Source organism: Paenibacillus sp. IHBB 10380, assembly GCF_000949425.1.
In the GTDB taxonomy this organism is placed as follows: Bacteria; Bacillota; Bacilli; order Paenibacillales; family Paenibacillaceae; genus Paenibacillus_AQ.
Genome location: NZ_CP010976.1, coordinates 3,184,781 through 3,209,275, shown reverse-complemented (window position 1 = coordinate 3,209,275; position 24,495 = coordinate 3,184,781). Strand labels below are relative to the sequence as shown.

Annotated in this window: 20 protein-coding genes and 1 pseudogene; 15 read left to right on the top strand and 6 right to left on the bottom strand. The window is 41.7% G+C overall.

Annotation, left to right across the window (positions count from 1 at the left end; all coding sequences use genetic code 11):
* The first annotated feature begins 2 nt into the window (after nt 1–2).
* Nucleotides 3–740, top strand: coding sequence for an exonuclease domain-containing protein (locus tag UB51_RS14200; RefSeq protein WP_044877852.1), 738 nt, complete (start codon nt 3–5; stop codon nt 738–740).
* Here the strand turns inward: UB51_RS14200 and UB51_RS14195 are convergent.
* The gene (locus tag UB51_RS14195) at nt 714–1,190 is read right to left on the bottom strand and encodes a M67 family metallopeptidase (protein ID WP_052675941.1); all 477 of its coding nucleotides are present in this window, start codon (nt 1,188–1,190) and stop codon (nt 714–716) included. The genes UB51_RS14200 and UB51_RS14195 overlap by 27 nt on opposite strands.
* A 115-nt stretch (nt 1,191–1,305) precedes the next feature.
* Here UB51_RS14195 and UB51_RS14190 point away from each other — a divergent pair, with 115 nt between their 5' ends.
* A complete protein-coding gene (locus UB51_RS14190; RefSeq protein ID WP_044877851.1) occupies nt 1,306–1,860 on the top strand; it encodes a TlpA family protein disulfide reductase in 555 nt (184 codons plus the stop codon).
* Nucleotides 1,861–2,189: 329 nt separating this feature from the next.
* Nucleotides 2,190–3,687 (top strand): annotated as a pseudogene (locus UB51_RS29770) (IS1182 family transposase); the annotation flags it as partial.
* 355 nt (nt 3,688–4,042) lie between these two features.
* On the opposite strand, the gene UB51_RS14170 reads toward UB51_RS29770, so the two are convergent.
* Nucleotides 4,043–4,915 (bottom strand): carbohydrate ABC transporter permease, encoded by an 873-nt coding sequence (locus UB51_RS14170; protein WP_044877848.1) that lies wholly within the window; start codon nt 4,913–4,915, stop codon nt 4,043–4,045.
* A 15-nt stretch (nt 4,916–4,930) separates the two neighbouring features.
* On the bottom strand, nt 4,931–5,881 hold the full coding sequence (locus UB51_RS14165) for an ABC transporter permease (protein WP_044877847.1): 951 nt from the start codon (nt 5,879–5,881) through the stop codon (nt 4,931–4,933).
* 143 nt (nt 5,882–6,024) lie between these two features.
* On the opposite strand from UB51_RS14165, the gene UB51_RS14160 reads away from it, so the two are divergent.
* From UB51_RS14160 to UB51_RS14150, 3 genes are all read left to right on the top strand, one after another.
* Entirely contained in the window at nt 6,025–7,866 is a 1,842-nt protein-coding gene (locus UB51_RS14160) for a sensor histidine kinase (protein WP_044877846.1), read from the top strand.
* Nucleotides 7,841–9,451, top strand: coding sequence for a response regulator transcription factor (locus tag UB51_RS14155; protein WP_044877845.1), 1,611 nt, complete (start codon nt 7,841–7,843; stop codon nt 9,449–9,451). Before UB51_RS14160 ends, UB51_RS14155 begins: the two co-directional genes overlap by 26 nt.
* Before the next feature lie 105 nt (nt 9,452–9,556).
* On the top strand, nt 9,557–11,215 hold the full coding sequence (locus UB51_RS14150) for a type 2 periplasmic-binding domain-containing protein (protein WP_044877844.1): 1,659 nt from the start codon (nt 9,557–9,559) through the stop codon (nt 11,213–11,215).
* A 130-nt stretch (nt 11,216–11,345) separates the two neighbouring features.
* On the opposite strand, the gene cimA is transcribed toward UB51_RS14150, so the two are convergent.
* Nucleotides 11,346–12,965, bottom strand: coding sequence for a citramalate synthase (cimA, locus tag UB51_RS14145; protein WP_044877843.1), 1,620 nt, complete (start codon nt 12,963–12,965; stop codon nt 11,346–11,348).
* Nucleotides 12,966–13,284: 319 nt separating this feature from the next.
* Between cimA and UB51_RS14140 the strand changes: the two genes are divergently transcribed.
* The 3 genes from UB51_RS14140 (at nt 13,285) to UB51_RS14130 (ending at nt 16,640) form a co-directional block, all read left to right on the top strand.
* Nucleotides 13,285–14,622: a DNA polymerase IV gene (locus tag UB51_RS14140; protein ID WP_445322327.1), complete on the top strand. Its 1,338-nt coding sequence runs from the start codon at nt 13,285–13,287 to the stop codon at nt 14,620–14,622.
* Nucleotides 14,623–14,752: 130 nt separating this feature from the next.
* Nucleotides 14,753–14,995 carry a ferredoxin gene (locus tag UB51_RS14135; RefSeq protein ID WP_044877842.1) on the top strand — a complete coding sequence of 81 codons (243 nt, stop codon included), beginning with the start codon at nt 14,753–14,755 and terminating at the stop codon, nt 14,993–14,995.
* A 232-nt stretch (nt 14,996–15,227) separates the two neighbouring features.
* Nucleotides 15,228–16,640, top strand: coding sequence for a L,D-transpeptidase (locus UB51_RS14130; RefSeq protein WP_044877841.1), 1,413 nt, complete (start codon nt 15,228–15,230; stop codon nt 16,638–16,640).
* Here the strand turns inward: UB51_RS14130 and UB51_RS29300 are convergent.
* Nucleotides 16,637–16,771: a hypothetical protein gene (locus UB51_RS29300; RefSeq protein ID WP_267884706.1), complete on the bottom strand. Its 135-nt coding sequence runs from the start codon at nt 16,769–16,771 to the stop codon at nt 16,637–16,639. The genes UB51_RS14130 and UB51_RS29300 overlap by 4 nt on opposite strands.
* A 189-nt stretch (nt 16,772–16,960) precedes the next feature.
* Here UB51_RS29300 and UB51_RS14125 point away from each other — a divergent pair, with 189 nt between their 5' ends.
* From UB51_RS14125 to UB51_RS14100, 6 genes are all read left to right on the top strand, one after another.
* Entirely contained in the window at nt 16,961–18,055 is a 1,095-nt protein-coding gene (locus tag UB51_RS14125) for a quinone-dependent dihydroorotate dehydrogenase (protein ID WP_044880162.1), read from the top strand.
* Nucleotides 18,056–18,088: 33 nt separating this feature from the next.
* On the top strand, nt 18,089–18,901 hold the full coding sequence (locus UB51_RS14120; RefSeq protein WP_044880161.1) for a GTP diphosphokinase: 813 nt from the start codon (nt 18,089–18,091) through the stop codon (nt 18,899–18,901).
* Nucleotides 18,891–19,361 carry a DUF309 domain-containing protein gene (locus UB51_RS14115; protein WP_044877840.1) on the top strand — a complete coding sequence of 157 codons (471 nt, stop codon included), beginning with the start codon at nt 18,891–18,893 and terminating at the stop codon, nt 19,359–19,361. Before UB51_RS14120 ends, UB51_RS14115 begins: the two co-directional genes overlap by 11 nt.
* 142 nt (nt 19,362–19,503) lie before the next feature.
* On the top strand, nt 19,504–21,039 hold the full coding sequence (locus UB51_RS14110; RefSeq protein ID WP_044877839.1) for an RsmB/NOP family class I SAM-dependent RNA methyltransferase: 1,536 nt from the start codon (nt 19,504–19,506) through the stop codon (nt 21,037–21,039).
* Nucleotides 21,036–21,803: a pseudouridine synthase gene (locus UB51_RS14105; RefSeq protein ID WP_044877838.1), complete on the top strand. Its 768-nt coding sequence runs from the start codon at nt 21,036–21,038 to the stop codon at nt 21,801–21,803. Before UB51_RS14110 ends, UB51_RS14105 begins: the two co-directional genes overlap by 4 nt.
* Before the next feature lie 39 nt (nt 21,804–21,842).
* On the top strand, nt 21,843–22,643 hold the full coding sequence (locus UB51_RS14100; RefSeq protein ID WP_044877837.1) for a Cof-type HAD-IIB family hydrolase: 801 nt from the start codon (nt 21,843–21,845) through the stop codon (nt 22,641–22,643).
* 603 nt (nt 22,644–23,246) lie between these two features.
* Here the strand turns inward: UB51_RS14100 and UB51_RS14095 are convergent.
* Nucleotides 23,247–24,362 (bottom strand): GGDEF domain-containing protein, encoded by a 1,116-nt coding sequence (locus UB51_RS14095; protein WP_324607711.1) that lies wholly within the window; start codon nt 24,360–24,362, stop codon nt 23,247–23,249.
* Nucleotides 24,363–24,495: the final 133 nt, after the last annotated feature.

Below are 24,495 nucleotides of genomic sequence, written 5' to 3'. Positions count from 1 at the left end.
ACATGAAAGAACCGGTGCGGGGTAACAATGGATTCTGGAGCATGTTTCGGCAGGGAGGAATGCCCTCTGCAATAGCTTCCGTCATGGGAGCCCCTACCGCGCAACATATGGCCTTTATTCGATCGCTTATGAGAGGACAACGACGTCTTGAAGTTCTTCATGTTCCTCTAAATGAATTAGAGATGGTTGTGTTTGATTTGGAAACAACCGGATTTGCCTACCAACATGGTGATGAGATTCTTTCCTTTGGTGCTGTAAGAATGGTTGGTGGACACATTGTTGAGGGCGAACAATACTACTCACTAGTGAATTGTAAAAGGCCAGTTCCAGAGATGATTACTGAACTTACAGGTATCACTCAAGATATGATTGATTCCGCTCCTACGCTTATGGAGGGTTTGCATGATTTCATGTCATTTGTTGGAGGAAGAGTACTGATAGCTCATGCTAGTGCTCATGATAAAGCATTCTTGAATGCAGCGCTTTGGAAGACGTCTAAGGTGAATTTGGGGCATCGCGTGATCGATACTATGATGATTGCTCGTTGGCTTGAGCCAGATCAAAGTGGTTTTAGTCTTGATGAGTTATTAATGACTCGTGATATTCCTATTAAAGGAAGACATCATGCTCTTGAGGACGCGAAGATGACAGCAATGTTGTGGCAATCTTATCTTCGTGATATATCCTTAAGGCGAGTAGAAACATTAGGTGATTTATATGCCTACCTGAGTCATTGTTAATGGCGCTTGGTGAAGGGTGTAACGTGTATTGCCATTATCAACATTTCGTAAGATATGATAGGCGTGGATTATAAGGCTTGAGGTTATCGGATGGGGTGTGCAGATGAGATATACCTTCAACAACCCAGCATATAAATGAAGACGATCTAAATCTTCAGAAGACGGTGTTGGATCTGAATGAGGATGTGAGTGAACGATACCAACCAATTTCTTCGCCATTAACGCGTGAGGCACCCATTCGTCTGGACTAAACATAAAGGAATGCAGTGGGTTAGGTGCTACGTTACGAATAGGTATGAATTGCTCGATCTGTATGTTGCCGGCTACAATAGTGCCTAGTAACACCCCGCAGGATTCTTGAGGCAGATGGAGAAATGTATGCTTTGTGAGCTTCTCGGCTGAGAGTGGGTTTAATACGATTTCTCCATGTTGTCCTAGAAGTACTGTCATATCTTACTCCTCCAATTTATACATATTATACAGTAATTCTAAAGTTGTTTGTAAGTTACTCAAAAAAGGGGGTACAATAATAAATAAAAACTTTTATGTAAAGGAATAAAATAACATGAAGCGTAACCTATATATATGGCTAGGTGCATTAATTTTGGTTGGTATAGCTCTCTATCCATTCTCAGGTACAGGTGGCGTTCAAGCTGTATTCCAGCAAAGTCAGGCACTGCCTACAGAAACAGGTCCTGAAGCTGGGAAGTTAGCTCCACCATTTTCACTGGTTGGATTGGATGAGAAGATGTATCAAGTTGGTGGTGAGCAAGATAAAGCTATTCTGTTGAACTTTTGGGCTTCATGGTGTGAGCCTTGTAAAGAAGAGGCACCTGATCTTAAGATTCTAGCCGATCAGTATAAGGATGACCTAAGTGTTTATGGGGTCAATGTTACCAAATATGATAACAAAAAGAATGCTAATAAATTTGTGGATAAGTATCAATTGAATTTTCCGGTGATGCTTGATTTAAAAGGTACGGTGTATGAACAATATAAGGGCATGGTGTTTCCTACTAATGTGCTGATAAACAAACACGGTGTTATTCAGGAAGTCATTCTAGGAACTGTATCTGCGAAGGAATTAGAGAAGAAAGTGAAACAGTTAATCAAATCCTAATAGTACAACAAAGGGGCTATCCCATAAGTCGTGAAAATAGCTAGGACACCCCATTTATTTTTTTTGTAGGCGAAAGTTAGAGGTTCTGAGCGACGCTCCGCGAACGGATCGTTTCTCCAATCGCTGTGGTCTCCAAATTTCTGAATTAATCTCGCGTAGCGGTTGAAATTCGGAGACCAAGGCGACCGCTACCGCTTTTCCGAAATCGTTCCGTCCTCTGCGCTATTTTGAGCATAAATTGTCAACTTTTCTCATCCACAACAACACAAAGAAATCGCTCTTTTTGGTAAAATGGAAGTACCAGCAACCATTCAAAAGGAGCGATTTCTTTGTACATTCAATATACCATGGACCAACTTTATCTGCCAATGGATTTGGAAGAAGACATTTCTCCAACTCACCTCGTTCGTCTTGTAAATACCGCTGTAAATCAGCTGGATGACTCTATTTTTGACGCTGCTTACTCTGGCGGCGGCAGGGATAGCTATCACCCCAAAATGCTCACTAAAGTTACACTCAGCGCATGTACTCTTCTCGCCTAATCGCCAAAGGTATTCGGGAACAAATTCCTTTGATGTGGTTAGCCGGACGACAACGCCCGGACTTCCGCACCATTAACCGCTTTCGTTCTGAGCGCATGAAAGACGTGCTTGAAGCTGTATTCACCGCCGTACTTTAGTTTCTCATCGAAGAAAAGTATGTCACCAAGATCGAAGTCAATGCGAATCGGTACACATTTGTTTGGGGCAAAGCTGTCGTCAAACATAAGGCCAAGCTTCAGGAGAAAGTACAGACCCTGTTTGGTACCATCGAAGAAAAGCAAAAACATGAAGATCAGGAATATAAGGGTCAGGATCTTGCTGAGCTAGGTAAGCAAGATGACCTTACAAGTCAAAAGCTGGAGACAGCCGTTCACCAGCTCGAAAATCGTCTTCTGGAAAATCCAAAAGATAAACCACTGAAAAGAGCGGTACGAATGCTTCGCAAAGATCTGCTCCCTCGTCTGCAAAAGTACGAAAGATATCAGGAAACGCTCGGTAGTCGCAACAGTTTCAGCAAAACGGATGTGGACGCGACGTTCATGCGGATGAAAGAAGTCCACATGCGGAACGGACAGTTGAAACCCGGATACAACGTCAGATCGGGACAGAAAATCAATTTATTGTGGGATACAGTATTCACCAAAGACTTACGGATACTCGTTGTCTTAAACCGCATTTGGAGAAGATAAAAGCCAAATTAGGCGTTCTACCAAAGACAGTCATTGCTGATGCAGGGTATAGCGGAGAAGGAAACTACGCCTATTTAGAAGCTGAAGAGCTTGATGCTGTCGTCAAATACAACACGTACCACGAAGAAAAAAGCAAAGTATGGAAGACGAATATTGGAAAAATCGACAATTGGACATACGATCAAGATGAAGATAGCTGGACGTGTAAAGCAGGTCAGAAACTTCATTTTCGTTACGAGAGCAAAGAAATCACGGAGAGTGGTTATGAGTTGCGCCACCGACATTACCGAAGTGAAAATTGCGCAGACTGTCCATTGAAGCCTGATTGCACGAAAGCAGCAGGTAACCGGGAAGTCAAAGTAAGTATGGAATATCTTCGTTACAAGAATCAAGCGCGAGAAATACTACGAAGCGAAGAAGGGTATGGCCTTTCTGTCCGTCGAATGACAGAACCTGAGAGTGTGTTTGGACAAATAAAGAACAACCGAGGATTCCGGCGATTTCTGCTTCGGGGCATGCAAAAAGTGAGCCTTGAGGTCGAGTGGCTTTCGCTCGCCCATAATCTATTGAAGCAAGCCGCAATGGAACAGAATACCAAAAAGCAGGTCAAGGATAACTACCTTGATCTGCTTTTTTTGGACATCAGTCTCTTTTTTAGAAAAGTGAGTGTCTCGTCAGAAGATTAATCTACTTATGGGACAGCCCCTTTGTTGTTACTCCTTTAGGAGATATATATTGTTGTATCTACGGCTCTAATTCATAATCAGTGCTTGCTGAAAATAGAATTCTATGCTGATTGTAGCGGAGAGGATGGAATTGTCGTGAAGAAGCGTAGCGTTCGCCTTTGCCCCTGAATTTTAACCGCTAACAGCGGTATATTCAAAAAAATTTGGGGGCAACAGCGATCGGAAGGACAATCCATCCGCGTAGCGGTCATTTATCAACTGATTCTTATTCTTTAACAGCGCCGACAACAATCCCTGTTACAAAGAAGCGTTGCAGAAAAGGATAGACCAGCAGTATAGGCAAGGCACTTATAAAGATCTGCGATGCTCGGATGGTTCGTTGAGATAGACTAGCAACGGCTGCCGCATCTAGCGACGACATATCTGCTTTAACGATAATCGTTTGCATGAAACTCGCAAGTGGGAGCTTCGCAGAATCTTTAATATAGATAATACCGTCAAAATACGCGTTCCAATGTCCTACCATGATGAATAACGAAACAGTCGCAATAACCGGCATTGAGAGTGGTAAATAAATACTAAAGAAGGTTCGGAATTGGCCCGCTCCATCGATGAAGGCGGCCTCCTCGAGATCTTTAGGCACACCCCGGAAGAAATTCAGAAGCAGAATAATGTTAAAGACTGCAACTAATCCTGGAAGGATAAGTGCCATCAAGGAATTCATCAATCCAAGCTTGAGAATAAGGATATAGCCGGGAATCAGGCCGCCGGTGAACAGCATGGTGAAGACAAAATACCAAAGATAGATGTTGCGTGCACGAAAGACACGGGTTTCTTTGGAGAGAGCATAAGCGGCAATGGTATTAACGACCAAAGCAAGTCCCGTTCCAAGTATTGTTCGTTGTACGGATACCCACAAGGATGCAAGGAAATTAGCGTTATTAAACGTTTGTGCATAGGCTTCCAATGTGAATCCTATCGGCCAAAATGTAACCAAGCCAGCATTGGCAGGGGCGGCTGAGCTCATGGATACCATCAGTAAGTGATATAAGGGAAGCAAGCAAAGAATGGAAAGAGTAGCCAAGAATACATTGTTGAATATGCTGAATATTCTATAAGGCAGTGTTTTATAGTACATAAGTAGTCATCCTTTCTAGAATATTCGATACCCGGCAAATTTATAAGCGAGACGATAAGATACAATGATTAAGATTAAGCTGACTACAGATTTGATTAGACTGACTGCAGTTGCAAAGCTGAATTGCCCGCTAAGAAGACCTTCTCTGTACACGAATGTATCAATAATATCTCCATGTTGATAAACTAACGGACTATATAAGTTGAACACCTGATCGAAGTTTGCGTTCAATACATTTCCCAGTGCTAAGGTAGCGATAACGATAGCGATAGGTATAAGGGAAGGGATGGTAATATTTAACGTTTGCTTCCAACGGTTCGCTCCATCGACCTCGGCAGCTTCGTATAGCGATGGATTAATGCCAGAAAGGGCTGCTAAGAAAATGATCGTATTGAATCCAAATTCCTTCCAGACGTCACTAATAATGATGGTAAATCGGAACCAAGCGCCGTCGCCTAAAAAGAAGATGGGCTTCATGCCAAACACATTTGAAATGAACTGGTTAATGAGGCCAGTCTGGGCGAGCATATCAATCAAAATTCCTGAAAGGGTGACCCAAGAAAGAAAATGGGGCAGATAAACAAGCGTTTGAATGGATCTTTTAAGTGCCATATTCCTTACTTCATTCAATAATAAGGCGAAAAAAAATGGAATGATTAAGTTCATCACCATCTTGGTACAAGCAAAGAATAGGGTATTCCACGTAATTTGTATGAAATAATCATTTTGCAACATATATTGAAAATGTTTCAGACCAACCCACGGAGAATCGACGATTCCCAGTGCGGGTTTATAATCTTTAAACGCCATAATAACACCCGTCATTGGGATATAAGAAAAAATAAAAACTAATATGACCGCTGGTAGCACCATGAAATGCAACATCCATGGTTGCTTATAGCTGCTTTTTCTTTTTGTACTTTGGGTAGTTTTGAGGTTCATCTGCTGAGCAGTATTCACGTCCATAGCTCTCTCCCGTTCAAAAATTATTTTGTGTGTAATGAGAATCTCTGATATATATAGTATCAAGCATTTCTAACGTTTGACTATATAACAATCTTAGGATTGATATGGTTATATTAGGGGAGATCAGTCTGGAGGAGACCTTTATGGAACTAAGGAGAGGTATTAGATTTGTGAAAGACAAGGCTCGGTCGAGGTTTAATCTGTTTGCCAAAATGAACAGTTTAATTATAGTATTATTTATACCGATTATTATCGTGTATACGTATTCCAACGATGTCACATTTAATGTTGTAAGTAAAGAGCTACAGATGTCTAATGCCAAACAACTTACTTTTTTATCCAGTCAAATTGATTCACGAATTAATCAGATGATGGATTTCACTTTTATTTTTTCAAAAGATCCGAATGTTAGGAAGTTCAACGGATTAAACATCTGGGAAGATCGTTATGACCGCATGCAGACAAGATATGTGATTCAGGAAAAGATGCAGCTTCAGTCTGGGGGGATGGGTATATGGCCTGCTAGGTACGCCGTACATTCTCAACAGAACAAAGATGTCATTTCCAATTATAATAAATTATCAGAGTATAATGAGAATTATCTGAAAAGTAATATGAATGGAAAATGGTCGTACGGTGATGGCGGAATCGAGTCCCCTGATGAACTAAAGGCCTTTTATTGGTTCTATACCGATTCTGTAGCTCAGCAAGGTATGTTGACAGGTAGCGATCTGGTGATCGAAGCCAGCTTCAGTTATGAAAATATTCAAAACATGCTAGATACGTACAAGGCTGGGGGGCAAGGTGACCCGTTCTTTTACCACAAGGGTGATACTCCGATTCTGAATCGCAGCTCGGATAAGCAGCTATCAAGTGAATTGATCCGTTATTTGGATGAGCAGTCCCTAGAAGACACGACGCAGCATGTGGTTAAGTTGGATGGTGAAAATTATTTAGTGAGTTCTGTTAAATCCTCTTACTTGGATTGGCATTTGGTTGATGTTGTTCCACTTGATCAAATATTGGGACCGATATCATCCACTCGTAATTTATTCTATTTATCCATGTTCTTACTTTTCGTTGTTGGTATTTCCGCATCGATTTTGCTATACCGAAACGTTCAACGTCCAATCGCTAAACTGATCAACGGCTTGCGCCGCGTACAGCGAGGAGACTATTCTGTACGGCTTCATACAAAAGGTCAAAATGAGTTTTCGTTTCTGTTTTATCGTTTTAATGATATGTCACGCCAAATTCAAGACTTAATTGAAAATGTGTTCAATGAAAAGATTCGTGCACGCGAAGCTACTTTGAAGCAGCTGCAAGCTCAAATTAATCCGCATTTTCTCTACAACTGCCTAGGTTACATTATTAATATGGCCCAAATGAAGGATGAGGAAGCCGTTGTTTCGATGGCATATAACTTAAGTGCCTACTACCGCTACACGACTCGAATGGAACGGGAAACGGCCACTTTGGACGAAGAAATTCGACTGCTCATTAACTATTTAGATATCCAAAAGCTCCGTAACGGCAGAATCGATTACCGTATCAATATTTCCGAGGAGATGTTGACCCAATTTGTACCGCGCTTGATGCTACAACCTATTGTGGAGAACTCCGTCATTCATGGGGTAGGGAAATCTTATACATCGGGTAAAATTGTGATCACTGGTGAGATATCAAATGGCTACTGCAAGGTGTACATCGATGATGACGGACCTGGGCTGAATCCAGAACAACATGAAGCGTTAAATCTTAAAATGCGAGAGACTTTGCAGGAGGAAATGGGTTGTGGCCTTTGGAATACGAATCAAAGGATCATTCACCAATTCGGAAATAACTCTTATCTATATTTCAAAAAATCGCCTCTGGGTGGTTTTCGGACAGAGATCATTTGGGAGATACCAACTGGAGAAGAACATTATAATCATCCAACCATACAAGGAGACACACAACATGCAGATGATCATAGTAGACGATGAAGCTCACTGGGTAGACAACCTAGCGATGAACAAGCCTTGGAATACGCTCGGAATCGAACATGTTCATAAAGCTTATTCCGCACATGAGGCGCTTCAAATCATCGATACGCATCCTATCGATATTGTGATATCGGATATTCTTATGCCCCAGATGACAGGAATAGAGCTCATAGAACGAATACGGATACGCGATAAAAAAATAAAATGTATTATATTGTCTGGTCATTCAGATTTTGAATTTGCTAAAAAGGCAGTCCAGAATAAGGCAGTGGATTACCTATTGAAACCACCGACAGACAGTGAACTGTTCGGTGCAGTCAAGAATGCGATCGATCAATTGAATACGGAATGGGAAACCATTAGTTCCCTTGAGCGTACCCGATATACCCTTCGAGAGAATCTGCCAATTCTGCGCGGTCAGCTACTCCTTGACGCATTGCATGGTCATCGGATGCCAGCAGAGGAATGGAGCCGGAAACTTGAAGATTACGGATTGCCGTTCAATCATGGGGAGTGTGCCTTACTGCTGGTTCGAATGGAGGAAGAATTCGGACAATATAAAAACAATGGGCAACCGTTGATCGAATATGCGATCATGAATATGGCCGAAGAGATCATTGGCGAGTTCATGGAGGTCTGGGGCGTTAAGGAGGAGCATGGGTATCTTGTGTTCTTGCTTAAGTTAAAGGGAAATGACGCTGACATAGGGAAAGAAACCATTTTGGAGAAGCTTTCTTTGCAGCTTCAGTATAAAGTGAAACAGTTCTTGAAAGGATCTTTGTCCATTGTAATTACGGAGTGGTTCAAATTTCCGGAGCAGCTATCCAGTCGTTTTCGGAAGGCCTCAGCCTATTTTCGGCAGATTGTAGGGGATGAGCGAGAATTCGTTATGCGGGTTAGTGACCTGGAGCAAAATGCTACACAAGGACCTTTGGGTGTTCTCTACATGCCTCCTTCTTTGATTAATTTACTCGAGGCTGGGCGCTGGGATGCGGCTGAAGAAAAGCTGATGGAAGTATGTGCGGAATTAGATGAAAAATGGTCCGAATCCTGGGAACACTGTATGGAGGCTGGATTTTTAATCTCTGCTTCTTTTACTCATCTCGCACACCGGAATGGTCATACTCTGGTTAGTTTACTTGGGACGGATATCGAACCGTTGCAGAGTGGGGATGCTTTCGCTTCCATCAGTAAGCTAAGAAAGTGGTCTCTTGGCGTACTTGGTAAATTGAAAGAGGGGACCTCTAATGAAATCAAAGACATTCGTTCTCTCTATGTGAAAAAAATCCAAGAATTTACAGATAAAAATTTACATCTAGATGTTTCATTACGTGTATTGGCTGATCATGTGAATTTACATCCGACGCATTTGTCCAAAATTTATAAGATTGAAACGGGTGAAGGAATAAGTGATTACGTGTCACATCTTCGAATGGATCGTGCTTGCTATAAGCTTAAGACTACAAATAAAAAAGTATATGAGATTAGCATGGAGATTGGATATATGGACCCAGCTTACTTTATCAAAGTGTTTAAACGCCAGTTTGGGGTAACGCCACAGGAATATAGAGACAACAATAAATAGCATGACAGAGTCCTATAGAAACTAATAAACTCATATAGATGATCTCCCCCAAAACTTGATAAGGTTACACATGTAATGATCATACACAGTAGGGAGAAATGAAAAATGGGGAAATTCAGAAAATCATGGATGTTGCTCTCGATCATGGCACTCATCGTGGTCACAGCCTGTAACGGAACGCCCAGTGAGAACGGAAATGCTGTAACAAAGGATGTAAGCGTAGCCGATAGTGCATTCGCTAAGGGTAAATATGATCCACCGATCGACATCAGCACCGTCGTCATGTTCGCCGCGCCGAAGAAATACACCAATGGCGACACCAGAGAAAACAATGTCCACGACCGTTGGATGCTAGAACAGTTAGGAATGAAGCATAAGGATACCTGGTACCCAGCCGGCGCGGATCAATATAAGCAACAACTTCAGCTCGCTATTGCTTCAGGCGAGAAGATGCCTGATTTCGTATACGTACCAAATGACGCTATCATGACTAACCAACTGATCGATTCCGGCCAGTTCGTTGCAATCGATGAGTTATTTGATAAGTACGCCAATCAAATTTGGAAAGACCATGCCGTCAAAAATCCGGAACTGTGGTACCCTTTCATGAGGGATGGCAAGAAATATAATGTGCCAATTCTTGAATATACGGACAATGACGATACGTTGTTATGGCTCCGGGAAGATTGGATGGAAAAGCTGAATCTTTCGGCTCCCAAGACGATCGCGGAATTAGAGAATGTGATGGACAAATTCAAGAATGAGAACCCAGACGGTCTTGCTCCGAAGGACGTCTATCCACTCGCGATTTCCTTGAAAAACAAAACGAACACATGGTTAGGTGGGCTCGATTGGTTGTTCGGGGCATACGGATCGGTTCATGAGCAATGGAATAAGGACGCAGCTGGAAATCTCGAATATGGTTCGACGAATCCTGGAGCTAAGCAAGCACTCGCTAAGCTGCAAGAATGGATGAACAAAGGCTATATTCATCCCGATTCGGCTTTATGGGATGAGAATAAAGCGGCAGAAATCTGGACAAAAGGAAATGCAGGTGTTCTGCCAGGAGCAAACTGGGTTCCAGACTGGCCGGCTCCGGATTTGCAGAAAAACGTCAAAGGATCGAAATATAAAGCCTATCCTGTTCCAGCAGGCCCAGATGGATTAATTGGAACCAAGTGGCAAAACTCCGGAGTGAACAGCAGCTTCATGATTAATAAAGATGCCAAACATCCGGAAGCATTTTTCCTATATTACAACTATATGTTGGACAACTTGGCCAACCCACCAGCCGGAAGCAAATATGAACACGGCTTTGCTCAAGGGTACGACTGGGACATGGTGGACGGAAAACCGAAGGTCAACACAGAAAAAATCGACTTCACATTCATAACCGCACCTGCGCGGATTCCAGACCTTTATATGAAAACATTGGTTAAGCTTGCGGACGGTGAGAAGCCAGAAACACCTTACGAGAAGCAACTCGCAGAATTCCGCAAACCTGAAAACTGGGATGCAGCGAAAGTCGTTATGTCACAAATGGACGTTCGCAAGCAAAACTTCTTTACAGGTGCTGCGACACCAACGATGATTTCGAAGTGGAACCTTCTAGGCCAGTCTGAGCTGGAAACATTCAACAAAATCATATATGGCAAGCTGCCAGTAGATGCTTTTGACGAATTTGTTGCCAACTGGAAATCAAATGGCGGGGAACAAGTTACGAAAGAAGTTAATGATTGGTTCAAATCTGTAACTGTAAAATAATTTCACATGATTATGAAACGATAGATGATTTCTCTACCGTTTCATAAAAGACAGGCTGCAGATCATGATCTGCAGCCTGTTCGTTATGATTATTGGGCATCAGCTAAGCTGATGCCCAATAATCATTCATTTAATGATTGATAAGACCGTGTTGTCCTTCATTATTGGGAAGCTTCTCAACTTGCCCAATCTGACCTATGAGTGCATACCTCATACTGTCTACTAATGCTTCCCAACTGGCTTCAATTACATTTCCAGATACGCCCACAGTATTCCATGTACTATCTAAATTCTTGGATTCAATAAGAACACGTACTTTAGCTGCTGTCGCTTCTTGCTCATCTAAGACACGAACCTTGTAGTCAGATAGATGCATTTCTTGAAGCGCTGGAAAGGATTGAACAAGAGCCTTCCGTAGGGCATTATCGAGTGCATTAACAGGACCATTTCCTTCTGCTGCTGTGTATACGCTTTGCCCGTCAATTTTCAATTTAACAAATGCTTCAGAAACGACAGGTTTACCTGCACTTTTTTCAACAAGCATTTTGAAGGATTCGAAACTAAATAGCTCGGATATTTGTCCATTAGCTTCACGGAGTAAAAGCTCTAAGGAAGCGTCCGCAGCTTCGAATTGATATCCTTGATGTTCTAGTCCTTTTATTTTATCAATGACTTTACGGGACTGTTCGTTGTTGGGGTCAAATTCCAGCCCCATTTCTTGTGCTTTGGACAGAATATTACTCTGACCAGCCAACTCTGATACGAGGACTCGTTGTTTATTACCTACTAGTTCTGGTGAAATATGTTCGTAGGTACGTGAATCTCTAAGGATTGCAGAGACATGGATGCCTCCCTTATGGGCAAAAGCTGCGTTACCTACATAAGGCTGATTAATCGGCATATGCACATTAGCAATTTCACTAACGTATCGTGCAGTGTTAGAAAGTTGCTTAAGAGAGTCATCTCCTATGCATTCATAGTCCATCTTAAGCTGTAATGTGGGGATGATAGAGCAGAGATTAGCATTACCGCAGCGTTCACCATAACCGTTCATTGTGCCTTGAATTTGTCTGGCTCCTGCTTGAACAGCACTTAACGTGTTTGCGACAGCAAGTTCACAATCGTTATGCGTATGAATCCCAAGATTCGCTCCGGGTAGTTGTGATTGAAGCTCAGTGATAATACCGTGAATTTCGTGAGGTAATGTTCCGCCATTCGTATCACACATGACAATCCAATCTGCCCCAGCAGCCTTAGCTTCTCTTAGAACAGACACAGCATATTCTGAGTTCTTCTTATAACCATCAAAGAAATGTTCGGCATCAAAGATGACTTCAAGTTCATGTCTCTTCAAATAAGCAATCGAATCAAAGATCATGGCTAAGTTCTCATCTAATGTGGTCTGCAGTGCAGTATGCACATGGAAATCCCATGACTTTCCAACTAACGTAGCCGCCTGTGCACCTGATTCAATGATGCTTTTCAGATTACCATCATGTTCTGCTTCTGTGTTTTTACGACGGGTGTTTCCGAATGCAGTGATTTTAGCTCGTAGCCCCAGCTCTTGAACTCGTTTGAAAAATTCAATATCTTTGCTGTTGCTTCCTGGGATACCACCTTCAATATAATGGACACCGAGATCGTCGAGTTTCTTGGCGATTTTGAGCTTGTCATCTGCTGATAAGCTTACGCCTTCTCCTTGGGTACCATCACGTAAAGTTGTATCGAAGATGGAAATGGACCTAGACATAGTAGTCCTCCTTTTGGAAGTCTGATGAAATAATTTTTATAAAGAGGTTGTTCAAAAAGTCAACTATTGATCACGAAGTAACGCTAGAAGAATATTCGGCATCGAATCTGAGTTCAACCCTCGAAGTCCGTTGCTCATGTAGGTTTGCCTACACTCCGCTACTCCTTCGTCGGTCTGTACTCACCTTCTCGGTGCTGAATAGTCGACTTTTTGAATATGCACTATAATTAATTATTATAGCACTTTCCCGTAGGAAAGTATCAAGGAGACCCATATTTCGTGTTAGCTTTTTTTCTTGACCTTGTAATAGGAGAAGGTTATGCTGACGGTAATATTATTATATGAAAATAAGAAGGGATTTAAAGTGAGAAACATCGATGAATATTATCCAGCTAGTGGCAGGGTTATACTTCATGTCGATATGAATGCATTCTATTGCTCTGTTCACGAAGCAGAAGAACCAGATAAATACCGGGGGAAAGCAACAGCAGTAGCAGGGAGTATTGAGCTTCGTAAGGGTATCATCGTGACGTGCTCCTACGCTGCTAGGAGGAAGGGAATATCTACAGGAATGCGTGTCCAACAAGCTCTGAAGAAATATCCTGATTTAATTCTCATTACTCCTAATTTTGATATTTATCGGAAATACTCAAACGCTTTTATGAAAATTGCATATTGTTATTCACCGCTCATGGAAGTAACGTCTATCGATGAATGTTATTTAGATATTACAGGTTCTAGGCAGTTTGGTACACCGCAAGAGATCGCTAATGAAATTCAGAAACGTATATATGAAGAATTATCATTGCCTTGTTCTATTGGTATTGCTCCTAATAAACTTCTGGCGAAGATGGCTTCAGATATGAAGAAGCCTAATGGCATAACTATACTCCGTATTCGTGATGTTCCGAATGTATTGTGGGATAAGCCTTGTGGCAATCTATTCGGCATCGGGAACAAAACAGCGGATAAATTGCGTAAACTCAACATTCATACCATTGGACAACTAGCACAAACAGATGAAGAGCTCTTGACGCGAAGTTTCGGTGTTGTAGGGACCTGGATGAAGCAAGCAGCCAATGGGATTGATCATTCGGTGGTAGTAGAGGAGCGCGAACAGAGTAAGTCCATAGGCCATACAACGACGCTTCCACAGGACATTCATACGAAAGAAGATGTTCATCGTGTACTGCTCAATCTGAGCGATCAGGTGGCACGTAGATTGCGTAGACAGCACCTTGTAGCTGGGGGTGTGCAAATTACGATTCGAACACCGGATATGAAGACAATCACAAGATCCCATATCCTAGATACTGCAACAGATAATACAACGGATATTTATCAACAATCTTGCCAACTCTATAATGAACATTGGACGTGGGACAACCCCGTTCGTCTATTGGGGATTACACTTCAGCAACTTATGCTCAAGGAGGACTCTGCAATTCAGTTAGATATTTTTAATTATGAACAGCAGCCTAAGAAAGAATCTTTGACCAAGACGATGGATCTCATTCGCAATAAATTTGGGGAGAACGCAATTCTTACGGCTGGAATGCTTGGGGATGATCCATCCACCTTATTAAGGAATCACAAAGTAAGAGGAACCTCCCTTCAGATGGATTTTGTACGCAATGAGACAGATGAAGTTCAATGAATTCATATATAATTTAGAAGAATATGTTGAAAATGGTTTGAAAATTGTTGATGTTTGTATTAAACTTAGGGCTATTGACGTTAAGTAAATAGAATTGGAATGAATGGGTACACAGGAGGAAGAGAAAACTATGGCTAAGTATACATGGGTTGAAAAAGATACATGCATCGCTTGTGGAGCATGTGGAGCAACTGCTCCAGATATTTACGATTATGATGATGAAGGTCTGGCTGAGGTTATCTATGAGAATGATGGTAATCATGGTGTAACAGACATTCCAGAAGACTTGTTCGATGATTTACAAGATGCATGTGATGGTTGTCCAACAGATTCGATTAAAGTTGCAGACACACCATTTAATAAAGAAGGCTAATTTACTTTAACTTCTTTATAGAGGTAAGGTCCTCATATATTCCGCCAGCATCTAGCTGGCGGTTTTTTATGTATTCATAATTTGTTTATTCATAAATAATGGCATAACATTTAGTGCTTTTGAACTATACTTTTTCGAACTATGTATGGAATCTATTACTAGCGAAGGATTTCTTTTTAACTGTTTATTGCCGATATATAGATAGTGAACAATAAATAGTGGAGGTTTCAGTGTGAAAAATTCGGAATACCTCAAAAAATATGTACAACTACATCCTGACAATAAGATGGGGTGGTATCTACTAGGCAAGGATTATGAAAGCAATGGCGAGCAAGGTAAAGCAAATTACTGCTTCAATCAAGCCAGTGATGTATATGAAGCATTTGAACATAGTAAGGTACCCGATGATCTCTGGGAGGAGTATCAAACTAGGTTATTGCAGCTGTCAAAGGATGGCGAGCAGCGATCGCGTAGAATTCGAGCTTTACTTATGTGTATCATTATGATTCTTCTTATAGGTATACCTTCTATTGAAGCACCTGCATCTTCACAGAGTGCGTTATCGTCCAGTCAGGAGCCGAGTGTAGATGTTGCTGTCGATGAGGCGCAGCTCGAGGGATCTGAAGACACACCTTCAACACCCGTTGAGGCCAATTCCAGGCCCTCTTTTACTGCACAAGCAGCAGGTTCTTCACAAGAAAGAGCGAGTACTTTGTCTGATATTCTGAGTCATCCATTGCCAGTGAATATGGTTGTGCTAGGAATGAAGAGGCAGGATAAGTGGCTCTTGTGGAAGCATGATATGCCGGTAGCCTTTACCTTAGAGAAGAATGAAGCCAAGGAAGTGACCTATCGACCTTATGATCCTTCAGAATGTGATTGTAAACCGCCGGATACGTCTTCACTTCAGGCTGACGCAACAGCTTGGATTAAGAAACAAGAGGACACAGCAGTACTTTCCAGTGGAATTAAGGCTTTTGCTATTAAGAATAAACGGGTGCCGAGTCATTTGAATGAGTTAGTGAAGGCTTTTCCAAACAATTGGATCTCGGGCACGACGGCGCTGATGAAGCAGAATTTCGCTAAAATTGTGGAATCGATTGATTCTAGTGGGGCTAACAGGGGGAAAGATAGCTTAGCGAGTAGTAAGGGTCAACAACCCCCTACCTTATCTGCTAATCTGGGAGAACGCCCATATTTCAATGAACCTCTACAAATTATTGTGGATAAAAAAAATTATCGATTAGCAGTCGTGAGCGGGAATGTCATTCTTCGTAATTATAAAGTAGGACTTGGTGGGGACAGAACGCCGGAGAGTAATTTTGTTATTTCTGATAAAGTGATGAACCCTAATGGCAGTGATCGTGGAGAGTTTGGTAGTCGAGGTATGCAATTATCCGCAAGTAATTATGCCATTCATGGCACGGATCAACCTGATAGTATTGGAAAGGATGAATCCAATGGATGTATACGCATGGGCCGTAAGGATGTAGAGGAGTTATTCGATTTGGTTCCGAAAGGAACGAAAGTACATATCAGCAAAGGGGTTCTGCCTGATGACCTGCTTGTTCCAGCTGAACGTTATGCAACAAAGCATGGACAGGACCAGACCAACCCCAAGAAAATATATCACTGGCTAAATTAATGGGTCAATATTAATAAAAGAACTGCGACCAGAATGAGTAGAAATACACTAACACCGACCCAGATAACAGCTTTCTTGTTCACTTCTTCCTTCTTTTGTTGAAGTGTTGGTGGTTTGCGTTTGGCTGCCATAACGTTCAACCCTCTCTCTATCATTTTCAATAGCTACACTTATTGTAATGGGTTTCTCTGTAAATAGCCAATGTTCAGAAGGAATGAAAAATGATGCCTATGAAGGTTTGAATTACTTTCTTTTTGGGTTGGAAAAGGCTAAACTATAGGATAGAGAAAACTTGAGTGCATGGAGAGGGAGAGAAGTTCGTGTTGTATCAAAATGTGGCAAAACCGTTACTTTTTAAAATCGATCCAGAGAAAGCACATCATCTAGTCATAGGTGGGCTAAAAGTTGTAGGTTCATTGCCTATGGCTACCCAGCTTCTGCGTGGCATATGGGGTGTCCAAGAAACTCCTGATCTTGCTGTGGATTTGTTCGATATGCATTTCCCAACACCTATAGGTTTAGCGGCTGGATTGGACAAGAATGCGAATGCAGTTAAAGGCTTCTCTTCCATTGGGTTTGGATTTATGGAAGTGGGCACCGTGACACCCAAGGGACAACAGGGAAATGAACTACCACGATTATTTAGACTTCCACCTGACGAGGCACTTGTGAATCGAATGGGGTTCAATAATGAAGGTGCAGAGGCAATGGCTCATAGGTTATCCCTGCTGAAAGAAAGGCAGATTCCTGTAGCTGTTAACATTGGTAAGAATAAGAATACCCCTAATGAAGAAGCGTACAAGGATTACCAAGAATGTCTACGCACGTTATATTCTTACGGTGATTTCTTTGTAGTAAATATTAGTTCACCGAATACCCCCGACTTGCGTAATCTGCAGTATGGCAACGAACTTGCCTCTCTGTTAAGTCATATTATGGACGAGATGAGGGAGCAAGCTCTTAAGCATGGTAAGAACAAGCATATATTGGTGAAAATTGCACCAGATGTTAGTGATTTAGAGTTAGAGTCAATGGTCGATGTTCTCGGTTCTAGTGGTGTTTCTGGGATTATTGCGAGTAATACGACCCTTTCTCGTGAGGGGCTGACACATGCGAATGCTAAGCAAAGCGGAGGTTTGAGTGGGAAACCCCTTACAAAAAGGTCTACCGAAGTGATATCTCAGATCTATCGCCAAAGTGGGGGAGAGATACCTATTATTGGGTCAGGTGGAATATTTACTGCTCAAGATGCATATGACAAAATTCGGGCAGGCGCAAGTCTGATCGAAATCTATACCGCATTTATCTACGAAGGACCAGAAGTGAATCGGAGATTGCATCGTGAGTTGCGACAACTACTTCGAAGTGATGGATTCAGTCATATATCAGAAGCTGTTGGAGCTGATCATCACTGAGGGTGAAAGGGCAGGAGGTACGGGAACATGGGAATGGATAATAGGGATTGGGGCATGTTTTTGCTCCCCTACGAGCAGGCTGTAGAAGAACTGAAAGTTAAATTTAAAACGATGCGTATGGAGTTGAAGAAGCGAGAGGAATATGCACCTATTGAATTTGTAACAGGTCGTGTTAAGAAAATATCCAGTATTCTTGAAAAGGCGAAGCGCCTTAACATTCCCATGGATCAACTGGAGACGGGGATCGAGGATATCGCAGGAATTCGAATTATGTGCCAATTTGTGGAAGATATAAGACGTGTAGCTGAGTATATTCGCAAACGTAAGGATTTGAAGGTGCTATATGAGAAAGACTATATTACGAACTATAAGGAAAGTGGTTATCGAAGCTTCCATATGATCGTAGAATATCCTGTTCAGACGGCTCTTGGACAAAAAATTGTGTTGGCAGAAATCCAAGTTCGTACATTAGCTATGAATTTCTGGGCAACGATAGAGCATTCTTTAAGTTATAAGTACCGCGAGAGCCTTCCTGATAACATTCGCAAGCGATTAAAAACAGCAGGAGAAGCAGCGTCTGTACTTGATAGTGAAATGTCGAGTATACGTGAAGAAATACTGGAGGCTCAAAAACAATTTGAGGAAGACTCGAATGTGATGACACAGGTATTGTCGTGGATTCATCATTTATATTTCTATCACTTGGTTAACGAAGCCATTGCTTTTCAAGATCGCTTCAATGAAATATGGCAGAGTCACAATATGGATGACATGAAAGTGCTTCTTGCTGAAGTGAAGCAACTGGTCGTTGCAGCTAAAAAAGGTGAGAATACAGATGAAATATGAGGATTTGTACCTTGCTTATCTTGTTTACTTCAACCGAGATCAGGATTTCTTCGAATGTCACGAGGTATTAGAAGAACTATGGCTGCACCGAGATCGTGATCCGCTATACAAGGGGTTGCTGCAAGTAGCGGTAGGATTGTACCATTTCCGCAATAGCAACTTAATTGGTGGAATCAAAATGCTACATAGTGCAGCTGATCAACTAGAACATTATCCACCGTTGACACTTGGAATTGAACTTGGAGTATTGGTAGAGCAGGTACGCTCCTACGCTAAAAAGTTAGAAGGATTCCAAAACTCTCCATTTCCTTACTATGATCTTACGATTACCATTGTTGATCCTGAGCTTCAGCTTGCAGTTGAGGCGGCGGCAGGCATCATTAAGCCGAACAACCCTCAGCGGCGAGGACCTGAACGTAGACGGAATGCCAAAGCACAACATGCAGAGGATAAAGATTGATTTATTATAACTGTGTAAGCAAGAAGATGGCTATGTGCTATGAAACAACCCGCTATGGATGATAGCGGGTTGTTCCATAGCTGTTGCAATGTAGAGTGATACATTGGATCCATAATTACAAAGGAACAGGATGATTTAGGATATGGCTGTACAGCTACCACTAATATTTAAGGAACGGATGCAATCCATTCTGAAAGATGAATACGATACTTTTTTACAATCTTATGATCAGACCCCTACTGGGGGAATTCGCGTGAATACTTTGAAAATATCTGTGGCAGACTTGCTCAAGTTAACACCGTTTAAATTACAATCGATCCCTTGGTGTCCAAGTGGCTTCTATACTGAAGCAGGTGCAAGACCTGGACTACATCCCTATTATCATGCTGGACTCTATTACATTCAGGAACCGAGTGCCATGGCACCAGTAGAGCTTCTAGATGTACAGCCTGAAGAGTTTGTATTAGATTTATGTGCTGCACCAGGTGGGAAATCGACACAGATTGCTGCGAAGTTACAAGGACAAGGGATACTAGTAAGTAATGATCTGAATTCAGAACGAACGAAGGCACTTGCCAAAAATTTGGAGTTATACGGTGTGCGTAATGGGGTTGTGCTCAATGAACATCCTGATCGTATTAGTCACAAATTCCCACGTTTTTTCCACAAAATATTAATCGATGCACCATGCTCTGGCGAGGGCATGTTCCGTAAGGATGAAGATATGGTCAAGCAGTGGACAGAAGAATCGCCAGAGAAATACGCTGGAATGCAGCGTGATATTCTGCGTTCTGCGGCTTCTATGTTAAGATCAGGAGGAAGAATTGTATATTCAACATGTACTTTCTCACCTGAGGAGAATGAAGGTATGATAGCGGAGTTCCTGAATGAAAATTCTGATTTTCATGTGATTCCAGTGGGGGGGACTACGGAGTACTTTGCCTCAGGTGAAACAGCTTGGACAAGGAACCAGATGGTGTCTCAACAATCCATCAGTGATGGAGTATGGGATCAGGTGGCAGGTACAGCTAGACTATGGCCTCATAAGATTCAAGGAGAAGGACATTTCATCGCGGTGTTACAGCATCATGGTGAACCTACTACTGAAGGCAATGCTGTATTCCAATCTACGTCTGAGAATGTGGTTGAGCCACTGGCTCTTAAGCAGGGTAAGAAAGGATCAAAACAAGATCGAGGAGCGCTTAAACGTGGCCATGAATCTTCATCTGAAGCAGAAGCCATTACAGCGTATCATCAATTTGTGAAGGAACATTTATCCTTTGTGCTTGAAGGTCATACCATTGTCTATGGGCAACATATTTATCAATCGTCATTACCTCATGGATCTTTAGATAAGTTAAAAGTGATCCGCCCTGGATGGAACATCGGCTTCATGAAGAACGGTAGATTTATACCGGGTCATCCATTGGCTACAGCGCTACAAGCTTCAGAGTGTGTTCGAGTCATTGATTTATCATCTGAAACAGGTGAGGCTGTGAAATATTTAAAGGGTGAAACACTCGAGATTAACGAGGAACGAGTGACTTGTACGACAGGAGCTACAACGAAGGGATATGCCCTGATCTGTATAGACGGATATTCCGCAGGCTGGGGGAAATGGCAGAATGGGATACTTAAGAATGAATACCCTGCAGGCTGGAGGTGGACATCCGTATGAGTGGTGGAATCAGAAAGACGCAAAGGCTTGATAAAATACTGGCTCATCTAGGCCGCGGTTCGCGTAGTGATATTCGAAGAATGGCCAAGCAGGGTGTAATCACAGTCAATGGAAATGTCATTAAGGACAGTGGTTTACACGTCAATCCTTATGTGGACTTAATTGAAGTAGATGGCGAAAGAATACAGTATAGACAGTTTATATATCTTATGATGCATAAGCCTCAGGGAGTCATATCTGCAACAGAGGATAAGCGAGAATCTACGGTGTTGGATCTGCTCAGCATTGATGATGCTGCGTTCGAGCCTTTTCCTGTGGGACGATTAGATAAAGATACCGAAGGCCTGCTCTTGCTTACGAATGACGGGAAATTGGCCCATGATCTATTATCTCCTCGCAAACACGTGCCGAAGATATACGAGGCCATCGTAGATGGGGATGTAGTTCCTGAAGATATCGAGTTATTCGCTACAGGAGTCACTCTTGATGATGGTTATGTAGCTCTTCCTGGAGAATTGGTTATTCTGCGCAAGGAGGAACAGGATTCAAACATACTATCCCATATATCGCTTACTATCCATGAAGGGAAATTTCATCAAGTGAAGCGAATGTTTGAAGCTGTAGGTAAGCAAGTGGTATATCTTAAGCGTGTCCAGATGGGAGAATTGGCGCTGGACCCTGAACTTGAGATTGGAACATATCGTGAATTAACAGATAAGGAATTGTCTTTGTTAGGAAAGGATATTATAGATGGGTTGAACTAAAGTATTAATAAATATAGTAATAAAGGATGGATGGAGAGTATGAACTATAAATTAATTGCATTAGACGTAGATGGAACACTTCTAAACGATGATCATGAGATTAGCGAGCAGACGATGGAGACGATCAAAGAGGTAGCTAGTCGGGGTGCTGAAATTATATTATGTACAGGGCGAGGACCACAGAATTCGATTCCCTTTATGGAGAAAATGGGTCTAGAAGGTTATGTGATTAGTCATAATGGGGCTGCAACTGTAAAAGTAGATACGAAAGAAATTGTTCACCAATTTCCAATGAATCCTGCTGGGCTTGAGCCATATTCGGACTTTTGTCGGAGTCGTGGTATTCATTTTGATGTAAACACAGCTTTTGGAATGTTTGTTGATAGTGTGGAAGGATTGCAGGTCGAAGTTCGAAGCATGTATGAGAACTTTTTGATGTTGCCAAGTGATTTGCCAGCATGGAGTGAGTTACAAGATCCTGTTGTGAAATTTACGATGTTTGGAGAATCCAAGGTGATCGATGAGGCTTATCAAGAGTTAAGTACCTGGACTCATGAATTCAATATGCTCCGGAGTGGTGAATACTTTATTGATCTGATGCACTCTGATGCCTCCAAAGGGAATGCTCTGAAAATGCTGGCTACTAAGCGTGGTATACAGCAGGAGGAAATTCTGGCAATCGGTAATTACTTCAATGATATAACGATGCTTACATATGCCGGTAAGGGAATCGCTATGGAGAATTCTCCCCTTGAAGTTAAGGCAGCGGCTGATGAAATAACGTTATCCAATAATGATAATGGTGTGCATGCAGCACTGGTTAAATATTGTTTATCATAGAGAATTTATAAAGATATAACTAAGCATGTTGAATTGAAAAACAGTGGCGTAGGAAGACCGCTACGATGACGGATTGTTTTCTGCTAGGACAGGCCACGATTTAACGTCTTATAAAGAATCATAAATAAGACACTTAAAAATGCATTGTGGTGGCATAGAAAATGGAGTGCGAACTGGCAACAGTTTTGGCACTCCATTTTTTTATATTTAATGATATGTGTTAAATCTCAAGACACGATTGATGACATAACATCGTAAAATATTCAATAGGAGGTGATGGGATATGAGGTTTTGGAAACTATTAAAAATAGAGCACAAATTCAATCCCATTCCGATACATATGGTCATATAAACAGTTTTTGGTCCCTTTATTTTTAACCCAAACGTTCAAATTTTTACCGTGTAGCGTAGTGGATGGAATTGTCCTGGAGAAGCGTAGCGTTCGCCTACAAGTTTTCCGTAGGAAAGCTACTTCGAAAGCCTATGCTTTGCCCCTGAATTTTAACCGTAAACAGCGGTATATTCAAAAAAAATTAGAGGCAACAGCGATCGGAAGGACAATACATCCGCGTAGCGATCATTTATAGACAGAATGGTTTTTGTTCAAGTATTGATGGCGTCTTTCTTAGATGAAGGAGCATGAAAGGGCGAAACTTTATTCTTACCCGTCGTTTTGGAGCGGTACATCGCTTGGTCTGCTTGTGAGACGAGTTCATCTGCTGTGACATTCTTACGGAGAGTGCTGTAGCCAACACTGATGGTTACAATGGTCTCGCTTTCCACTCGAACACGAATGCTCTCTGCTACTTGGCTAACCTTCGCTCTTTTGTCCACCAAAGCTGCAACGAGTTCTTCCCCACCATATCTACCACTAAGTCCTATCTCCGACACTTCTTCATCAATAATTGCAGATACCTGCTTCAATACTTGGTCAGCCTTAGCATGTCCTTGGGTATCATTGAGCTTCTTGAAGTTATCAATATCACAAAAAATAACGGAAACTTTCACACCCTGTTCTACATAACGATTGACATTTTTCATAAAGAAACGTCGATTATATAGGTTAGTCAACCCATCTGTGATGGAAGAACGGTAGATCGATTGCATCTGTTCAATGATTCGCTCAAATAAAATGAAAAAAATCATCGTGTAATAGATAAGAGGGAGAAATAAACTGGGTGTCTGAAGCCATACGGCTTCATTCTCCATATAGCGGATGAGCATGTTCGTAATGATCCAGAGTAGGTAAATGATGATGCCAATGACATATTTACCTCGTTGCCTTATACGTGGATAAATGATGAAGAAACCCATGATAATAATGACACACTGGTAAATATCTAAATAAAGCATTTGCCATGAAGAGGATTCAAAGGGAAGCAGAGACTTTGTAAAGATTGGAACCATAAGTAGAAATATCATCAACCCAAGAAGAAGGTATCCTTTGATCCGTACACGTCGGTATAGTTGATAAATGGAGACGTTCAATAGAAGAAAAGAAAAGACTTGTAGCCGGGGTGTCCAAAGGTGATCATTTACAGGTTGTATCCCCTGAGAAAGTGTGAAATGGATGTTCAGTCCTTCGTATGCCATAATAAAGAGAAAGGCTATAATCATATTGAGGTAGGCCTTTTTACGCTGATTTCTGTACATAATGAGACACATTAAGGTCATGATGAGTACTATGTATAAACTACATGCGGCGGCGATTCCCGGCATTGACATCCCTCGCTCTTCATTAAGAGGTTTCTTGTAAAATAGTAGGGTAGCTGTCCTTGCTGAAACATATGTTCTAATATATCATAATCTCAAAGATTCGTTAATAAGTAAAGACTTCATAGAAAGAGGGACT

Coding starts and splice junctions, on each gene's coding strand:
- UB51_RS14200 (WP_044877852.1), top strand. CDS start 3: ATGAAAGAACCGGTGCGGGGTAACAATGGATTCTGGAGCATGTTTCGG.
- UB51_RS14195 (WP_052675941.1), bottom strand. CDS start 1,190: ATGACAGTACTTCTAGGACAACATGGAGAAATCGTATTAAACCCACTC.
- UB51_RS14190 (WP_044877851.1), top strand. CDS start 1,306: ATGAAGCGTAACCTATATATATGGCTAGGTGCATTAATTTTGGTTGGT.
- UB51_RS14170 (WP_044877848.1), bottom strand. CDS start 4,915: ATGTACTATAAAACACTGCCTTATAGAATATTCAGCATATTCAACAAT.
- UB51_RS14165 (WP_044877847.1), bottom strand. CDS start 5,881: ATGGACGTGAATACTGCTCAGCAGATGAACCTCAAAACTACCCAAAGT.
- UB51_RS14160 (WP_044877846.1), top strand. CDS start 6,025: ATGGAACTAAGGAGAGGTATTAGATTTGTGAAAGACAAGGCTCGGTCG.
- UB51_RS14155 (WP_044877845.1), top strand. CDS start 7,841: ATGCAGATGATCATAGTAGACGATGAAGCTCACTGGGTAGACAACCTA.
- UB51_RS14150 (WP_044877844.1), top strand. CDS start 9,557: ATGGGGAAATTCAGAAAATCATGGATGTTGCTCTCGATCATGGCACTC.
- cimA (WP_044877843.1), bottom strand. CDS start 12,965: ATGTCTAGGTCCATTTCCATCTTCGATACAACTTTACGTGATGGTACC.
- UB51_RS14140 (WP_445322327.1), top strand. CDS start 13,285: ATGCTGACGGTAATATTATTATATGAAAATAAGAAGGGATTTAAAGTG.
- UB51_RS14135 (WP_044877842.1), top strand. CDS start 14,753: ATGGCTAAGTATACATGGGTTGAAAAAGATACATGCATCGCTTGTGGA.
- UB51_RS29300 (WP_267884706.1), bottom strand. CDS start 16,771: ATGGCAGCCAAACGCAAACCACCAACACTTCAACAAAAGAAGGAAGAA.
- UB51_RS14120 (WP_044880161.1), top strand. CDS start 18,089: ATGGATAATAGGGATTGGGGCATGTTTTTGCTCCCCTACGAGCAGGCT.
- UB51_RS14115 (WP_044877840.1), top strand. CDS start 18,891: ATGAAATATGAGGATTTGTACCTTGCTTATCTTGTTTACTTCAACCGA.
- UB51_RS14110 (WP_044877839.1), top strand. CDS start 19,504: ATGGCTGTACAGCTACCACTAATATTTAAGGAACGGATGCAATCCATT.
- UB51_RS14105 (WP_044877838.1), top strand. CDS start 21,036: ATGAGTGGTGGAATCAGAAAGACGCAAAGGCTTGATAAAATACTGGCT.
- UB51_RS14100 (WP_044877837.1), top strand. CDS start 21,843: ATGAACTATAAATTAATTGCATTAGACGTAGATGGAACACTTCTAAAC.
- UB51_RS14095 (WP_324607711.1), bottom strand. CDS start 24,362: ATGCCGGGAATCGCCGCCGCATGTAGTTTATACATAGTACTCATCATG.